Here is a 16,374-nt window from a genome sequence, read left to right as displayed (position 1 = left end):
GAAACTCAATAAGCTCTTTAACAGGAAAAATTAATCTCTAATCTAAATATTCGAATACCAACTATTTAAGCCGGAATAAGTATGTAAATGTAATGTCAATTATTTACCTGGACCCCAAGGACGTTGAGGTCTTAGAACTATTGGCCACCCTGGTTCACATCTCTTCTTATAGGCTCTCTAAGATCTCTGGAATAGCTCCTTCTACGGTCTGGAGGATCTTAGTCAAACTCAAGACCCTGGGACTGATCACCAAGGATGACAGACAGTTCTCCATCACTCCACGAGGTCTAGTCATAACTTATTATCTCTCCAGTAGGCAGTCCATAAGGTATACTGCCCTGGAGAACCTCAAGGAGGCCTGGAAGTACGATGGTTCAACGGAGGAGCTGAGGAGTTTCCTGGATTCCCTTAAGTTGTTTTTGGACGAACACCAGATCTCCCCTATGAGTGTGTGCTTCAATCAACCCCTCTCCGTCGTGACTTTGATGTTGCCTAGGGCCTCTGAGCTCAAAGAGGGGAGCAAAAACGTGCTGGCCAGGTTCATATTAAAGGCCTTTCCCTCAGTCATATTGCCCAACGGATGTAGAGCGGTACTGAGCTTTAACGAGAGCGGAGAACCCTACGCCATGGCCGCTGACTGCAAGGATGACGGAATACATCTCTTTCACAAGTGTAGCGTCATAAGCTCCTTCGTCAAGGCGGAGGTTAAGGCGAAGAAATGAACTATGCGGAGAAGTTTAAGCTCCTTACCTCAATGGGGGTACACCCATCAGTAGTATTGGGGGGATGTCAAGACAGATCCTTTCTCCCTCTCATGAGGGTTAGGGACGAAGAAGTAACTGCTTGTATAAACTTGAACAGTAAGGGAGAGAGAAGTCCGTGTATGCTTAACTATCCCTCCACTTTCGATAAGAGGGAGACTAGAAACTTCAGGTCGGGTCAGATAGTGTCTGCCGAGGGAGTCATGTTAGTGGATCTAGAGAATCCAGGTAACGTGACGACCATCCTGGAGTCGACTCTATACAACATGGTATCTGTGACTTCACCGGAACCCAAACTGGAACTTATAGAACCAAAGGTTGCCGGATTCTCCTGGGGAAAGGCAGAAGAGGATTTTAAGGTTAGGGAGGGGATGAGCGTAGGCCTGATAAATAGACCTGGAGGAATGGCACCAGTTACGGCCTTCAGTAGATTTATCTTCGGATCTGGGGAGATATTTGAAAGGAGAGGTTTCTCCTTCAGGGAGATACTGAATAGGTACAGGGACACCCTGAGGAGGGCCACGGTCAAACTGGACCTGTGGAGTTACAGGTTATATGCCGTGAACGTGACTAGACCGGGACTAGCTTGGTTATCCAAGATCTCGAGCCAGATTAATCATATCATGGAGTTGGATCTCCCAGAACCCTGGAACAGAGACTTGCTCCCCCTGGTCTCATCCTTCACTCCTCATCCGGAGGCGAGTGAGCTATTGGTTCTGGTAATAGGGGATAAAAGCGAGGTTGACAGTGCGTTAAGTTACGGTCAAAGGATGGGTTTTCCCTCATTCTTAATGGGAAGGGTTGTAGAAAAAGGTGAGGGAGTTAGGAAGAAAAAGATGTTCACTTAACCTCTCCAACCGAACGATCCTATGGGCACTGGCTGATTGCTCACGAACTGGAAGGGTGTCATTGGAGCTAAACCGTAAGCGTACTGTCCAGCAAACAGGATATCAGCCCTTGTCAGGAACCCAGAAATCAGGGCAAATATAGCAGCGACTATCATAACGTATTTGACTGCTGTGGGTAGATCCATTGGGGGCATCTGTCCCACGGCCTTAGAGGGCGTCCCCTGTTTCCCCACCATGAATGAAATTCCGCTAACCGACATGGTGCCCACTCCAGAGATTATCAGGGTGAGGGCTGTCAATGTCATGTCCAAGGCAAAGGTGGCTTGTGTTACAAGGTAGTTATAAGCGACCTCATCGAAGACGTATATGAAGTTCACTGAGGCCAGGAAGAGGAACCAGGTAGCGAACTCAGCTATGGTCGAATAGAACAACAGCTTCGTTATGGTGACTCTTGCCCTCACGTTCTCGTCGCCCTTGCCCACCAAGGCTATGAGGTACGCCAGACCTGCAGCTGCGAATATACCGTCAGCCAGATAGAGTGCCGGAATCCCACCGTTGTTCCAGAAGGGTACTCCGGTCGTGGCAGCCAGCTCGAAACCGCTGTACGTAGTTGAGAATATTCCACTTAGCATCCCGAGTACTGCAAGAATAACTTTGATCGGTCTGCTCCTCATGTTGAAGACCGAGACGATCATATAGAGGAACGAGAAGAGGAGGAGTCCTCCTACAAATATTATCCCTCTAGCCATCCATGAGTGACCGAAGTTGGCAAGGGCTTCTATGGGTGAGGAGATTGCCGCAGCGGGTCTCCCCAGATCCATGTCGAAGAAGGCTAAGGCCAGAATCGCCGCAAGGAAGGTTATTACAGAGGCCCTCCTCGTAAAGGAAGTGAAAGTGCCCCTGATTTCCATCAGGCCTACTATGGCCATCAGCATACCAGCTATCTCCGTGAAGTAGAGGGCAAGTGCGACGTAGGTACCCCATAGGGGATACTGGTTTATCTGTATTATGGGTGCCTGAATCCCGAAGGATGTCTCTGGAGACGGCGAGGTAAATAGACCCATTTTTATCTAAAACATTGTTAAGAATCTATTTTTAAATAAAGTTTCATTTCACACCTACGATATTTCCTATTGAACATATTTCCTTATAAGGACCCCCTGTGATTATGGTTTCATGGAGGACCCGGAGGACAGACTGAAGAGGGCTGAGAGGGCATTGGAGGAGGGCAAGTACGACGAGGTGATAAACGTATTAGAGGGTTTAAGGCTTCTAGAGGGCTACCTCCTGAGATCCCAAGCACTATTGATGAAGGGTTCTCCAGAGGAAGCCTTGGCGGAACTGGAGAGGGGCCTGAATGATTTCCCGTTCAGCCACGTGCTCTTGATAAGGGAGGCAGAAATCCTCCTCCAACAGGGTAACCTCCAGGAGGCCTTGGAGAAGGTTGATCGGGCTCTGGCTCTGATGCCCGTCAGTGTCGAGTATAAGTTCTTGAGGGCGAAGATCCTCTTTGAGCTGAGGAACTATGAGGAGGCCAACCTCCAGTTGGCTGATGTCCTGAGAGTGAATCCTAAGAACGTAGAGGCCAGAATCATGAAGGCATTCTCGTATTATAACATGGGACTGAAACTGGATGCGCTCTCTGAGGTGAACAGGGCCCTCGCCTTCGCTAAGGACGATCCGAAACTTCACGCATTGAAAGGAAGGATATATTTCGAGACCGGTTATCACAAGTTAGCTCTCAGTGAGTTTAAGATAGCTATGCGCTACGAACCGGAGAACCCTGAGCACTACTATAACGCCGCCTTGTGTTACTACACTCTTGAAATGCATAGTGACGCACTACTTTACCTAGACAGAGCACTCTCCATATCTAGGAGGCCCCTTTACCTGGCGTTGAGAGCTAAGCTTCTGAAGGCTTTGGGCGTAGCGGATTACAAGTCTGACGCCTTAGAGGCCGTGAAGGGAGATCCCTCACTCCGAGGAATATTGGAGGACATCCTTAGCCAGGAAAATATGTAGTGATAAACATATCGACCGTGTGAAGTGAGGGCTTAAATAACGTCAATAAGTTAACATATTTCGGTTTAAAATGAGTCATTTGAAGCTATCCAGGAGAGACTTCCTGAAGGTCAGCGGAGCGGCTGCCCTAGGGACCGCGTTGATTTTGGGTGGCAATTCTGTGGTCAAGAAGGTGTTCGATACCTTCTCTGAGAACAATTACACTCTCAATTATCCCAACGATGAGGTAGTTTACTCCAACTGCTTCCAATGCCTAGGGAGGTGTGCCATCGAGATAGTTAGAACTCCCGCAGGATTTCCAAGGTTCGTCACTGGGACTATTGGGTGGCACATCAACGACGGGGGTGTGTGCCCCAGGGGTGCATCCGACGTTTTCTACTATTTCGCCCCAGCTAGACTCAGATATCCTCTCCTCAGGGCAGGAGAGAGAGGTCAGGGGCAATGGATGGCTCTAGATTACGACACAGCATATGACATCATAATAAACGGTGCCAACGCTAAGAGCTGGAGCACCCTCGGCTTAAATCCGCAGCAGTTGGGAATAGGTAATTTCCCTGGGTTCATGCAGATAAGGGAGACTAATCCTCACTCCTTGGCTTTCTTCCAAGGGAGAGATCAGCTGATTCCTGGAATAACTGGAGGCTTCTTCTCTGGTAACTTCGGCACCTCAAACGCAGGGGCCCACGGCGGGTTCTGTTCCATGAACGTGTATACAGCAGGTGTCTACATCACTGGTGCTACGACCTGGGAGTACGCTGGACCTGACGAGGAAAGGGCGCAGTACTTCATTCTCGCAGGGCTGGCTGGAGACCACTTCCCCAATTGGATGAGAAGGATTATTGCGAGGATAAGGGAGAACGGGGGCAAGGTAGTAACCATAGCTCCTGAGAGGTTCGGGTTCTACTCTGTGTCGGATGAACACCTATTCATCAACCCCGCAACCGACGGAGCTCTGGCCATGGGCTGGATAAGGGTTCTCGTCGATTTTCACTACTACGTTTACAAAGCTTACCTGGCCGCCACCGGTCAGGGGTCTCAAGTTCTAAATCCTCAGACTCTGCAGCCCGTGCAGCCCGCCTACGATCCAGCCACGGGACAGCTGATAATGCAGACCGTGACCCCTGGGGGTAATGTGCAGACTTTACCACAGTTAGGCGACATACCCAGTACCGCGGTGTTTCCTCACATAGACGAGGAGTTCCTGAGGTATTACACCAACATGTCTTGGCTCGTAATACTCAATCCGAACCCACAGAATGGAGACGCCTTGGATCCCACGGATCCGACTGCTGGCAACAACGTAGGTCTTCACCTTAGGATGCCCGTGAACAACCCGCAGTACTCCAAGGCACACCCGTGGCTTGAGGCTATCATGGGCAGTGACGGGAATGTATACTCCTACGTGGATACACCTTGGCAGAAGGGGGTGATGCCCATCTTGACTATCGATGAGCTGCCGTCATCCGTGCAGTCCAACGTAGTCTCAGTTCCATACAAGTTGAAGAATGGCCAGAGCGTCAAGGTGCCCGCAATACAGGTGACCGTACCTAAGTCACTGGGGAGCTCAGAGACAATAACCCTAACCGTGACCACCGCCTTTGAGCTCTTCAGGGCAGAGTTGCTGAATTACGATCCGTATACTTCATACGATCACTCTCCCGCATACGGAGTCTTAAACGTGGCCAACGTAAGTGGAATTCCTCACAACACTATAGTCAGGATAGCCAACGAGATGGCCACGGTCGCCTTCCAGAAGTCCATATACGAGCCGGCAAAATGGGTGGATTACCTGGGAAGGTATCACGACCACGTCGTGGGAAGGCCCGTCTCAATTTATTTCATGAGAGGTCTTGCAGCACACGCCAACGGATTCATGAGCGCGGCCGCCCTTTACTACCTAGTTCTGGTCATGGGTGCATGGGACAACCCCGGAGCCGACCTCTATAAGTACCCATATCCTCACTACTTCCCAGGCCACCTAGTCCCCCCTCACCCCTTGGCGAACACGCCGTCCCTCGATCAGAACATAGCCTCAGCCATAAGTGGGATGACCATTACTGTCCCCAAGGGGAGGTCTGGCTTCCTTAAGACGGAGTACATCTACAACGACGGGACAGTGGACGTGAAGTCAGTCACTGTAGTACCAGCAGGACCCTACGGTGCGCCTGACGGTCCCGACGACTTAGTGATATCCAGTAGTGGGAGACCACTACTCATTGACAGGGCGTACAGCTGGGAGATACCCCTGACCACGCAGAGGTCCTTCTCTGCTGTAGCTTACACAACATATTTCGCCAATAAGTATCCAAATTCCGTGATGCCATACACGATAAATGCCATGATGTGGTACATTACCGCTCCGTACTGGAACAACGCCTATACGCTCACTGACCTCCTCCAGAAGGTCACGGATAAGGACAGCAACGGTAACTACTACATTCCTTTCACCATAAGTATTGACCTCTTCATGCAGGAAACCAATAACGTGGTGGACATGGTGATTCCTGACCTATCGTTCCTCGAGATTTACGGGTTCCATTCCACCTTTGACAGACCCACCAGCTTACCTCAGGGCCCCTCTGATTCCCTCAATTGGCCGGCCCTACCTTCCATGTACCCCGTGCTGGCAGCTGGAGATTTCCTGCTGACTCTCCTGTGGCTCCTGAGGGCCTATCCCGGACAGAAGAGTATAACTCCCACAGATAACCCGCATTACACAACCCAGGATCCCATAACCGGAGGAAATCTCATCAGTCCGGTCAACGTGACCGATCCTATCTCTGGAACCAACATACTTACCGCTGGCCAGCCAGGTCTCATCTCAACGGGAATGTTCATCCTGAAGAGTGGTACTTTGCTGGCAGGATATGGTCAGAACTTCGAGTACATTCTTACCAACTCAGAGGGGAAGCAGGTTCCCAACCCTCAACAGCTCAAGCTTTATGCATCCTTTGTACCAAACAATGGCTCGCAACAGGCCGTGATCAATCAGATCCTGAGCAGCGTTCCTTCGGGAGAGATGTTCTCCACAGCCCAAACCTACAAGATAGGAGCTAGTGATAGATCCTCTGGAATAGAGCATTACTTTAGAATACCGGTAAAGTTCCAACCGGGACTTCAGGCCAAGCTTCAGGATATTATAACAAAGTACGCAGCAAATAACATGACAATAGAGGACATAAATCCAGGTTACGTTAAGGTAGGAAAGGGTGGAGCTGCATACGTACTTCCTCCCTCCATCAGGTACATGAGAAACGTGAACATGTTCTACTTCCTGGGTTGGGGAGCTTACATGCCTGGAGGCTACGGGCCCATAGGACTCCCCTACATCCACAGGATCTACTTGGAGTACTTACAGAAGTTCAGGCTAGCTGCTGCAGGTAAGTGGACAGGCTATAACGCAGCTTACTATTACTATTACCTGAAGACCAAAAACCCGAACCTCATGGTGAGGTCCGTGATACCCAACGACAGCTACGGTCAGGCCCTCGCTAAGAACATCCTGGACTACCACAGGCCTTTCGGAGGCTACTACCCACCGCCCAGCTGGAACTCGAGTATTACCAGCGATGGAATAAACCTGAACGAGTACCCACTGACCTTCTTTGTGAGGAGGCATGACAGGACTTATCACACTTGGTCCTTCAATGTGCCTTGGTTGACAGCAATAATGCCTTACACGCCGGTTATGCTCAGTTCCGCAGACCCGTACGTGAAGCAGATGGGCATCCAGAGCGGTGACATGGTTCAGTTCGAGGCAGTGAACGAGCCTTGGAGTGGAGGCCTCAGGACCACATTGACCGCAGTGGCCTTCCTAGATAATGCCACGAGGCCTGGTGCGGCTTGGGTAGTTGTGTCAGCCCAGGCCCTCCCAGGTTTCAGGGGGATGACCTCGGATTCCCCTCAGGTCAAGTACAGCGTACTGAACAATTGGGCGAACATCTCTTACATGCCACCCTCCAGGGGAGGAATGCTCAGTCCTTCTACAGATAAGGCGTTCCCGATAATGTACTTAGATCCCATAACTGGACAGACCTCTTGGCATGATAGCAGGATAAAGATCGTGGGTAAGTCCTCTGTCCCACAGGTACAAGTGACTGCCAATAAGTTCGTCTACATGGGCCAAGACTTCTCCAACCAGGATATACTCAGCACCATCCTCAACCAGATGGGAGGCACAATAACCGTGAAGAACGAGAGTCAAGCTACCTTCGCTCAACCTGTCAACATACCTCACCTCAGATTTGACGCTAACAACATGCAGTCCACAAGCCTCTGGAGTTACGTGGCTCCCAACTCATTGGCAGCGAACAGCTACATGATAGGCAACTATAAGGTTAGGTTCGGGTTCGCTACAGAACCCTCTTCATCGTGAGGTGAACGGTCATGTCCTCCAACGCAACCTCAACCCAAAGTCCCATACAGTTGGATATAAGGCAAGGAGGAGTCCAGAAGGCACTCCCCTACACCCCAACTGCGAACTACGCCATAATCACCGACCTCAACAAGTGCTTCGGGTGTGCAGGATGCCAGATGTCCTGCAAGGAGTGGAACACGTCAGGGATGTTCGGACCTCTGCCGGATCTGGATCCGTACGGAAACCTGGACGTGATGTTCTGGCTCAGGGTACTCTATGTAGAGGTAGGTAACTACCCCCAGACCAAGGTGTACAACATCCCCATCAATTGCTTCCACTGCCTCAACGCACCCTGCGTGGAGGTGTGCCCGGTGGGGGCCACATTCAAGAGAACGGCAGACGGGATAGTTCTGGTGGACTATGAGGAATGTATAGGGACTAAGTACTGTATTTACGCCTGCCCCTACGGGAACAGGTTCTTCGATTACGTGGAGGGAGTGACAAAGAAGTGTACCCACTGCTTCGACAGGATCTACGATCCGACCCTCCCACCAGAGGAGAGAATCCCAGCCTGCATACACGGGTGTATGGTTCAGGCTAGGATATGGGCTAACAGGCTCGATCCCACTGATCCAGGGAACATCCTCTTCGTCGATAAGGGAGGTTTCGTTCTAGGCCCAGAGACGGGAGCTAATCCTGCCAGCGGTTACTTACCCTGGCGTAGTAGTTATGCAGCGGACAACGATGTTGAGCTATTGAGCCAAGCTGAGTACTACAACGTCTGGACCTCCAACGGCGTGGTACAACTGGGGGCTCAGGGCAATAACTCAACTTACACCGAGAACAACTCCAACTCGTCAAGTTAAGTTTTTTATTACTATTTATTTTTAACTAGACAGAAGTGATTAAACTTGTCGGTTTCAATCCTAGACATGTTGAATGTGAGACACGCAGCCTACGATATCTTCGCCGATCTCTTCCTGTATAAGTTCAAGGAGGAGGAGTACAACGAACTCCTAGGTAAATTATCCCTAGTCCAGGAGAAGTTAGGCAAATATCTCATGGAGACTGGGGTGGACGTCTCAGAGATCTTGAGGGCATTTAAGGAGGCTAAGAGGAGCGACTACCTGATAGAGTACTCGACCCTGTTCATGACGGGTCTCGGGGTTAAACCTCTCATTCCTGTGGAGAGCAAGAGAATCTTCTCCTTGATGGGAGAGAAAGTAGCACTGTTCAAGTACAATGACGTGGTCAGGTTCATGAAGTCCAGGGGACTCGTTCCAAAGATAGTGACTCAGTTCTCCGTTGAGATAGACCACGTCTCCTCAATCCTGGGTTTCATGGCCTACTTGGTGGAGGAGGAGTTCAACCTGAGAGTTAACGGGAGGGACGCCTACAAGACGGTCCAGGATCAGAAGAACTTCGCGATCACTCACATCTTTTCCTGGATACCTGACTGGGCCAGCGACGTGGTCAACGACCAGAGGGCCAGGATATTCAAGGTTGTCTGCACCCAGCTCCAGGAGTGGTTGAAGTTCGATAGGGACTTCCTGGGGGAGAGGTAGTGCTAAACGCAGGTTTGATCGTATCGAAGAAAGCCAGGGAGATCCTGGGGGATGACCTACTCAAGGACGTGTTCGAGCAAGCTAGGCTGACCTACGTGGCCGAGAGTGGCGATTTCCTCCTGGAGGACGTGAGGGCTAACGAACTCAAGGCTCTCGTGATGGTGAACGAGGGCCAAAGAGAGGCTTGGCTGGAGGATATAGACCAGAAAGCCGGGATATCTCCCCTAGCCATACTCTCTTTACCCTCAAGATGGTTCCTCGGGAAGACCAGGGACTATTCACTCTCCCTTCTCGTGGGTTACTCCAGGAGGGCACAGCTCATGGACCTGACCTACCGGGTTCAACCGGTGAGGTCAGCCTCAGTCTCCAGGAGGTCAGTGCTCAAGCTTAAGGTCTACGAGTATAGACCCTATCCGGTTCTGTTCGATGAAGTAAGGGCGGAGAGGGAGATCAATAAGGCGGTGGAACTGTGTCCTCAAGGTTTGGTGGTCAAAGCCCCAGAGGGACCCTCAGTTTCCTCTCCTGAGAAGTGCTCCGCGTGCGGTTACTGTTCCGGTTCCTCTTACTTAGGGTACCTTGAGGTCCCCAACGCCACCACTGAACAAGTGGTTCACTTCATCAATGCCCTGGTCTCAGGGTACAGAAGGCCTGGGAGCGTGCTGTTCACTGAGACCGCGAACGTGGACGTCCCCGAGGGAGTGTTCCCCTTCCTGGTCCCATGTACGGCGTCGGTCCACGATTCCTTTGTCCTCGCCACATACTCTGCAGGGTTCACACCCTTGGTCTACGCCTCCTCAACCTGTCAGACCAGGGAGTTGGCCTTGAAGAGGTTGGAGGAAATGCCCGACAGATTTCCTGGTACACAGTTGCCAGTGATAAAGGCGAGAAGCGAAGAGGAGCTCAGGAAGGCCTTGATTATGACCTTCCCTGAGTTGCCCAGGTCTGTGATACCTGAATCGGTTTCCCTCCAAAGGAGTAGGAGGAGGTCACTCCTGGTCTGGGCAGTGGAAGAAATGTCGAGGAAGGTTAAGCTTAACGAGGACGATGATGTTCCCGGAGTGTACAACGTGGTAGTGGATCCCAACAAATGCGTCCTCTGTGGGGTGTGCGTTAGGGCCTGTCAAATGCTGGTTCCGGACTTGACAGGTGGGGAGGAACTGGCCCTGTCGTACAACATACCCTACTGTATAGGGTCTCAGAGATGCGTGAAGAACTGCCCAGAGAACGCAGTAAGCGTTCCTGGACTGGCGAAGATAAGGGACTTGACAAGGAAGGTGATGAACAGGGGTAAAGTTATCAAGTGCCGGTTCTGCGGTAAGCCCATAGGCTCTGAGAAGGTCAAGGGTAGGGTCGACTCCATGTTAATAACCCAAGGATTTCAGGGGACGGCCCAATACACGGATGTGTGCAACGAGTGTAAGCAGAAGATGCTCACTAAAATATGGGTTGAGAGACTACTGGGTGGTAAGAAATGATACCCTACCTTGTGGACCTAGAGGTCGTATTCAACTTCGGGGAGATCAAGGAAATGGAGGAGCTGAGGAGCCTCACCTTATCACTCAACAACTCCAGACAATTTAAGCCCCTTAAAGCCTTGGCAGATATGATCTCACCTGAGCTTTACGCCAGGCTCCTAAAGGTTAAACCCTTCGAGGACTCACTTTTCCTCGAGGAATTGAGTTATAGGACCAGAGTATACGTGATAACCAACCTTCCCAAAGTGGACGCCAAGTCCCTGTTGCTTAGAAGCAACCTGGACGTCTTTGTGCAAGACGTGATCTCAGCTGAGGAGGTCGGGAAATTTCTCCCCGCCAGGGAGATCCTGGAGTTTGGAGTAAGGAGGGCGAACAGTGTGGTCGGGGCTACTACGTTCCTAACGGCATCCTTGCCCTATGCCCTCCCCTCTAGGGAGTTAGGTATGAGAGTGGTATTACTAAGGAGAAATTACAGGGTACCGGAGAGTCTAGGTATTATACAAGTCCCCAGTCTAGGAAGATTAGCCGAGATCACTGCTCAACAGAGAGTTGACGGAACTATGGGCGACTCGGCGCTGAGGTGTACGTGATGGCCACTGACACCGACCTTTACTCTTGGTTTAAGGAATTAAACATGAAGGTGGAGAAGGTGGCCAGCGGGAATCTGTACTTTCACTTAGCCATCTCTCCACCCATGGGAGGGTTACCTGTTTCCGTCATAAGGACCACCCCAGACTCCACATACTACATAGTCGCGGTGGTCATGGAACTCGATACTGCCAAAATTCAGGACAGACCAGACGTCCTAAAAGAGATGAGGAAGGAGTTGTTGAGAATGAACGTGGAATTCTTCTTCACGCCAAACGAGACCTCTCCCAAGAGCGTGCAAGTGGCTAGGATAATGTTCGCTGAGGGGTTGACCAAAAATGAGGCCCTCAACCACGTCACTGCTGTGAAGAACGCCGCCCTCATGATACTCGAACTGCTCAAGGGTTGAGGCTATAACGTTTCTGAGTAATTTTTAGACGTTCAATCGCTTCTAAATATCGTCTTGATGTAATTTATGTTCATGTATACCATCCAATTTCTATTGACGAGCTCCCAATTGATGACGGGCAATGTTCACGGGGGAGTGATCAGAGAGGTGGGTAACGTCGTTTCTCCTGACTCATCTCAAGATTAAGAGGGTGACCTTGTGTGAACCCTTGGGATGTATAAGTACCTTTTACTTCAATAGGAATGTTTTATGTTAACAAGGGGTTCAAAGGGGGCGGAAGACTCCATCCGTAAGGGTGGAGATGGATAGCCCCTTTGTAAAACTTATATACATCTTTTTCAAATTCCCTATTAATGTCTGACGTAGGGTTACGCTTCAGAGCGTACACTGACGAAGGAACATTGAGAGCGTTAAAAGCCCAGTTGAGGTTAGCGTCAGAAGTGTACAACACCCTACGTTGGGCAGACATCTATTTTCATGAAAGAGATGGAAAAGGACTCACCAAGACGGAGCTGAGGCAACTAGCTCTCGATCTGAGAAAGCAGGATGAACAATATCAACATCTATATTCCCAAACACTGCAGCAGATTGCAGACAGATTCTACGACGCCAGACAGAGGTTCCTCGATGGGTTAGCACGTTACCCCAGGGAGAAGAGAGCACACAAGTGGTACTCCCTCGTCTACCCTCAATCAGGTTGGAAAGTACTGAGGGTGAGAGAAATAAGGACGAAGAGCAAGAAGAACAAGAAGAAGGTAATGACGCTTCAGCTGTCACACCTGGGTATCTTCAACGTTATTGTCCATAGGGACTTCCCTGAGAAAGTAAAGAGGGTAGTGATCAAGTTAACGCCGTCAGGGAGAGTTTACATCACCTTCGTTGTGGATCAAGAGTATCAACTCCCCAAGACAAACAAAGTTGTCGCTGTTGACGTTGGCGTAGAGAAACTTCTCACTACCTCTGACGGGGAATGTGTCCCCAACCAGAGACCTTACGAGAAGGCACTCAACAAGGTGAAGAAGCTTCATAAAGCTCTCTCACGGAAGGAGTTCCTGTCACGCAACTGGTTTAAGGCAAAGATTCGTCTAGCGAGGGCTCACGAACACTTGAAGAACCTTAGAAAGGACATGTACATGAAACTCGGTAAGTATTTTGCTGAGCATTACGACGTTCTCGTAATGGAGGACATTCAAGTTAAGCAACTTGTTGGTAAGTCTCTTCGAAGGCTGAGGATGAGGTTACACGACGTCGCTATTCGTGAGCTTAGGAGTGTCATGGAGTATCAACTTGGGAAGTACGGTAAGAAACTCACTCTATTGAACCCTGCTTTTACTTCAATGACTTGTGCTAGGTGCGGACACGTCAAGAAAGATTTGACTTTGGCCGATCGTGTGTTTGTCTGTCCCAAGTGCGGTTGGGTCGCTGATCGTGATTATAATGCTTCCCTCAACATCCTAAGAAGATCGGGGTCGGAACGACCCTTAGTGCCTGTGGAGCTGAGACCTCTACCCTTTGGGCAAGCCTCGGCTTTGAAGCAGGAAGCCCCGTCCGTTAGGGCGGGGTAGTTCACGTTTGTTCATAACGACTTTGCTGATAACACATGAAGTCCCGCACAGGTGTGGGCTCTGCCCAAAAGGAGTAATGGTAGGGACATGAGCCCTATGCCGTTGGGCTCGAAGGACTCCCACAACTCACCTACCGTGAAGTTGGGTTGGTGTAGCACAGCAATTATTAGATTTTGCGTTGACTTCAAGGCCAAACCTAACGAGAAATCCCATAACTGCTGCAGCAGTTATTAGATTTCCCTTGAAAATAGGGCGCTAATAAAGGGGAAGTCACGAAACTGTTGTTAGTGGTTGAGTACAATACCCTACACTCGATCATGATTGAACGCAAGGTGAGTGAAATGAAAGAGTTTGGATAAACGATTCGTAGGAGCCACCAGTGGTGGGTTGAGATCAGGATCGGCGAAAAGCCTTATGAATTACCTATACTTAAGTACTTTATGGCCTACACTAGACCTTTAGATAGAGAATTTTATTTGCACCTTCATGATGTTTACCGGGAGACTCAGCCCAGGTGTGGGCGTAATATCACACCTTCAGGGTCATTTGACCACCTGAAAGTGACCTCAGGAGGGAGTGTGCAGTGGCCGTAAATGAGAGACGGATAATCGCTGGGATAGTAACTGCGATCGTGGTCGTTGTATTGATGGCAGGGGCAGTTTACGCGCTAAGCGTGTTCAACATATTGAAACCAGACTACGTTGTATACATAGAAGCTGCACTCTGGGTGATAGGGACTCTGGTCATAACTTACCTCCTCTCACTCTTGGTCAAAAGGAGATTCTCACCTCTATTAGGCCAAGATAATGTATCTTCCCTCAGTTTCATCATAAGGCTCGTTGGATACGTTCTTGCATTCGTGGGTCTGTTGGCGTTCCTAAAGGTAGGTCTAGGGACGGCCTTGGCAGCCGGAGGCTTTGCGGGCCTGGTGCTGGGATTGGCATCACAGACGGTGTTGTCTAACGTGTTCGGGGGCCTCATGATCCTCGCGTCGAGACCCTATAGGGTAGGAGACAGGATAACCGTATCTACCTGGCAGTTCGGTCTGAGCTTTCCCACTTATCCCCCCAAATACTTCTCCAATGACTACCTCATCCCCGGATATACGGGTTACGTCAAGGATATCTCCCTCCTCTACACAGCCATCTTGACAGACGAGTTGGTTGAGGTTAAGATACCCAACAACATAATGGTCCAGGCAGCTCTCTTCGTACACAGCAAGGAGGAGAGGAGAAGGGTAAGGACCAGGTATGAAGTGCCTAAATCCTTGGATCCAGATGAGGCGATAGAGAAGGTGGAGGAATCCCTCAAGGACATGGAGGGTCTCCTTGAGAAGCCTTCGGTGAAGATACTTGAGGCTACTCAGAGTACGTTAGTTTTAGGGATAGACGTGGTCTCAAGAACCATTTACGAGGAACCCGTGAGAAGTGAGGTCATCAAGAGGGTTACCAGGGCCATCTCTCCCCTGCTGAACGTAGACAAAGGAAAGTAAACTTTTAGTTACGTACTGTTTCATATTTTCATATGGGAAAAGAACTGACACCTTTGGAGAGACTTCAGCTACTAGTGCCAGGCTACAGGGGCTATAAAGCCAAAGACTTAATCAGGCAGGACGATTTCTTGATAAGAACCTCAGTCAAGAGCAAACTGGAGAACGCCCTAAATAAGTTGGCTGAATTAGAGGGAAGGTTAGTGTCTGTTTCTCCATTCAACCCTCAGCTCAAAAGGATAGAGTTCGTGGCCTCCAAGATAAGGACGCTGATATCCGAACTGGTCTCAGCACAGGGCGGTGGCGCAGACGTTTACGCGAGGTATAAGATCTCAACGGAGCAACTGGACGAGATAGTTAAGAACGACCTGAACATGATTCAGCTAGCGGATCAAGCCTATCAACTCGCACTATCGGGAAATGTAGATCAGCTAGAGTCTGTACTGGATTGGATCAGGCAGATAATTATACAGAGGCAGGGCCTCTTCTTCCCTCAGGAGTACAGGTAAATCCAGGATTCCCGGCCTTCATAGGATCTCATGAATTTATGTGTTTACCCGTGGCGTAACTTATCTTCTTTAATCACTTCTAATTTCGCCACGGGCACCCCTCTCAAGGGTTGGTGTTGATTACGTTGTTTTTGAGGATTTATTCCTACGTTAAGAGGAGGAAGTTCACCACGAGTAAGAGCGGTAATAGGAAGATAACGCGTTTCGCTAAGAAGCAGTTGTTAATTCACGGTGTTATTAAATCTTTAAGGTTGGGTTTTAACGTTGTGTTAGTTAATCCAAAGGGTACTACAAATTCTGAGGAGCATGAAAAGGTGATGAGAGAAAAGGGATTTGACAGGCACACAGCCTCAGCTTACTTAATAGCGTTAAAAGGTCTAGGAATGTTGAATAACATCAAATGACATAAATTTCACAGTTTATCGGAAACTGTTGTCAACGGCTTAACTGAAGTTTGGCCTACCCGTTGTTCCTTCCCTTTAGTGGGATAACCCCAACCACATTCGTGATGTTTTAGGATGTGAGGAAACCGCCGTCTTCGGTTACCGTCACACCCAACGTGATATTTTTCATCCATCCTATGCGAGGGCGATTCAGGGCTCCTTTGCAAATTGTAATATCTCTGTTGATTTGGACTTATTCAATGAAGGAATTATTGAATATATTTGACCGTTTCACGAAGAAATAAGGGCTCTTGTAATATTATTACAAGAGCGAGATAACAGGTCGAGAGGTTGTAGTTGACGGCTATGGCCCGGGCGATCTGGAGTATCCTCCAGGGGGAGT

14 protein-coding genes and 2 pseudogenes are annotated in these 16,374 nt (G+C 49.7%); 13 read left to right on the top strand and 3 right to left on the bottom strand.

The genetic code is table 11. From position 1 onward, the window contains the following. The first annotated feature begins 92 nt into the window (after positions 1-92). Positions 93-722 carry a hypothetical protein gene (locus tag METMK1DRAFT_RS04460; protein ID WP_009071289.1) on the top strand — a complete coding sequence of 210 codons (630 nt, stop codon included), beginning with the start codon at positions 93-95 and terminating at the stop codon, positions 720-722. Then, positions 719-1,609: a hypothetical protein gene (locus METMK1DRAFT_RS04455; RefSeq protein WP_009071288.1), complete on the top strand. Its 891-nt coding sequence runs from the start codon at positions 719-721 to the stop codon at positions 1,607-1,609. Before METMK1DRAFT_RS04460 ends, METMK1DRAFT_RS04455 begins: the two co-directional genes overlap by 4 nt. Here the strand turns inward: METMK1DRAFT_RS04455 and nrfD are convergent. Further along, entirely contained in the window at positions 1,606-2,673 is a 1,068-nt protein-coding gene (gene nrfD, locus METMK1DRAFT_RS04450; RefSeq protein WP_009071287.1) for an NrfD/PsrC family molybdoenzyme membrane anchor subunit, read from the bottom strand. The two genes, METMK1DRAFT_RS04455 and nrfD, sit on opposite strands and share 4 nt — an antisense overlap. Before the next feature lie 112 nt (positions 2,674-2,785). Between nrfD and METMK1DRAFT_RS04445 the strand changes: the two genes are divergently transcribed. The 8 genes from METMK1DRAFT_RS04445 (at position 2,786) to METMK1DRAFT_RS04410 (ending at position 13,590) form a co-directional block, all read left to right on the top strand. Next, positions 2,786-3,631 (top strand): tetratricopeptide repeat protein, encoded by an 846-nt coding sequence (locus tag METMK1DRAFT_RS04445; protein WP_009071286.1) that lies wholly within the window; start codon positions 2,786-2,788, stop codon positions 3,629-3,631. Positions 3,632-3,701: 70 nt separating this feature from the next. Continuing rightward, complete coding sequence (locus tag METMK1DRAFT_RS04440) at positions 3,702-8,006, top strand: twin-arginine translocation signal domain-containing protein (protein ID WP_009071285.1); 4,305 nt, start codon at positions 3,702-3,704, stop codon at positions 8,004-8,006. An 11-nt stretch (positions 8,007-8,017) separates the two neighbouring features. Beyond that, complete coding sequence (locus tag METMK1DRAFT_RS04435) at positions 8,018-8,854, top strand: 4Fe-4S dicluster domain-containing protein (RefSeq protein ID WP_009071284.1); 837 nt, start codon at positions 8,018-8,020, stop codon at positions 8,852-8,854. Positions 8,855-8,899: 45 nt separating this feature from the next. Next, a complete protein-coding gene (locus METMK1DRAFT_RS04430; RefSeq protein ID WP_009071283.1) occupies positions 8,900-9,553 on the top strand; it encodes a TorD/DmsD family molecular chaperone in 654 nt (217 codons plus the stop codon). Further along, the gene (locus METMK1DRAFT_RS04425) at positions 9,553-11,028 is read left to right on the top strand and encodes a 4Fe-4S dicluster domain-containing protein (protein ID WP_009071282.1); all 1,476 of its coding nucleotides are present in this window, start codon (positions 9,553-9,555) and stop codon (positions 11,026-11,028) included. The genes METMK1DRAFT_RS04430 and METMK1DRAFT_RS04425 overlap by 1 nt, the downstream gene beginning before the upstream one ends. Next, positions 11,025-11,618: an HAD family hydrolase gene (locus METMK1DRAFT_RS04420; protein WP_009071281.1), complete on the top strand. Its 594-nt coding sequence runs from the start codon at positions 11,025-11,027 to the stop codon at positions 11,616-11,618. Before METMK1DRAFT_RS04425 ends, METMK1DRAFT_RS04420 begins: the two co-directional genes overlap by 4 nt. Beyond that, on the top strand, positions 11,618-12,025 hold the full coding sequence (locus METMK1DRAFT_RS04415; RefSeq protein WP_009071280.1) for a DUF2299 domain-containing protein: 408 nt from the start codon (positions 11,618-11,620) through the stop codon (positions 12,023-12,025). The genes METMK1DRAFT_RS04420 and METMK1DRAFT_RS04415 overlap by 1 nt, the downstream gene beginning before the upstream one ends. Positions 12,026-12,378: 353 nt before the next feature. Then, the gene (locus METMK1DRAFT_RS04410; protein ID WP_009071279.1) at positions 12,379-13,590 is read left to right on the top strand and encodes an RNA-guided endonuclease InsQ/TnpB family protein; all 1,212 of its coding nucleotides are present in this window, start codon (positions 12,379-12,381) and stop codon (positions 13,588-13,590) included. 11 nt (positions 13,591-13,601) lie between these two features. On the opposite strand, the gene METMK1DRAFT_RS17435 is transcribed toward METMK1DRAFT_RS04410, so the two are convergent. Then, on the bottom strand, positions 13,602-13,778 hold the full coding sequence (locus METMK1DRAFT_RS17435) for a hypothetical protein (protein ID WP_155812295.1): 177 nt from the start codon (positions 13,776-13,778) through the stop codon (positions 13,602-13,604). A 395-nt stretch (positions 13,779-14,173) separates the two neighbouring features. On the opposite strand from METMK1DRAFT_RS17435, the gene METMK1DRAFT_RS04405 reads away from it, so the two are divergent. The 3 genes and pseudogenes from METMK1DRAFT_RS04405 to METMK1DRAFT_RS04395 form a co-directional block, all read left to right on the top strand. Next, positions 14,174-15,082 (top strand): mechanosensitive ion channel family protein, encoded by a 909-nt coding sequence (locus METMK1DRAFT_RS04405; protein WP_009071278.1) that lies wholly within the window; start codon positions 14,174-14,176, stop codon positions 15,080-15,082. Between the two features lie 32 nt (positions 15,083-15,114). Beyond that, positions 15,115-15,588 carry a hypothetical protein gene (locus METMK1DRAFT_RS04400; RefSeq protein ID WP_009071277.1) on the top strand — a complete coding sequence of 158 codons (474 nt, stop codon included), beginning with the start codon at positions 15,115-15,117 and terminating at the stop codon, positions 15,586-15,588. Between the two features lie 100 nt (positions 15,589-15,688). Next, positions 15,689-15,992, top strand: a pseudogene (locus METMK1DRAFT_RS04395) (hypothetical protein); the annotation flags it as partial. A 248-nt stretch (positions 15,993-16,240) separates the two neighbouring features. Here METMK1DRAFT_RS04395 and METMK1DRAFT_RS17430 read toward each other — a convergent pair. Continuing rightward, positions 16,241-16,374 (bottom strand): annotated as a pseudogene (locus tag METMK1DRAFT_RS17430) (IS256 family transposase); the annotation flags it as partial.

Origin of the sequence: Metallosphaera yellowstonensis MK1, assembly GCF_000243315.1 — an archaeon.
Classification (GTDB): domain Archaea; phylum Thermoproteota; class Thermoprotei_A; order Sulfolobales; family Sulfolobaceae; genus Metallosphaera; species Metallosphaera yellowstonensis.
This window is presented reverse-complemented; position numbering and strand designations above follow the sequence as displayed.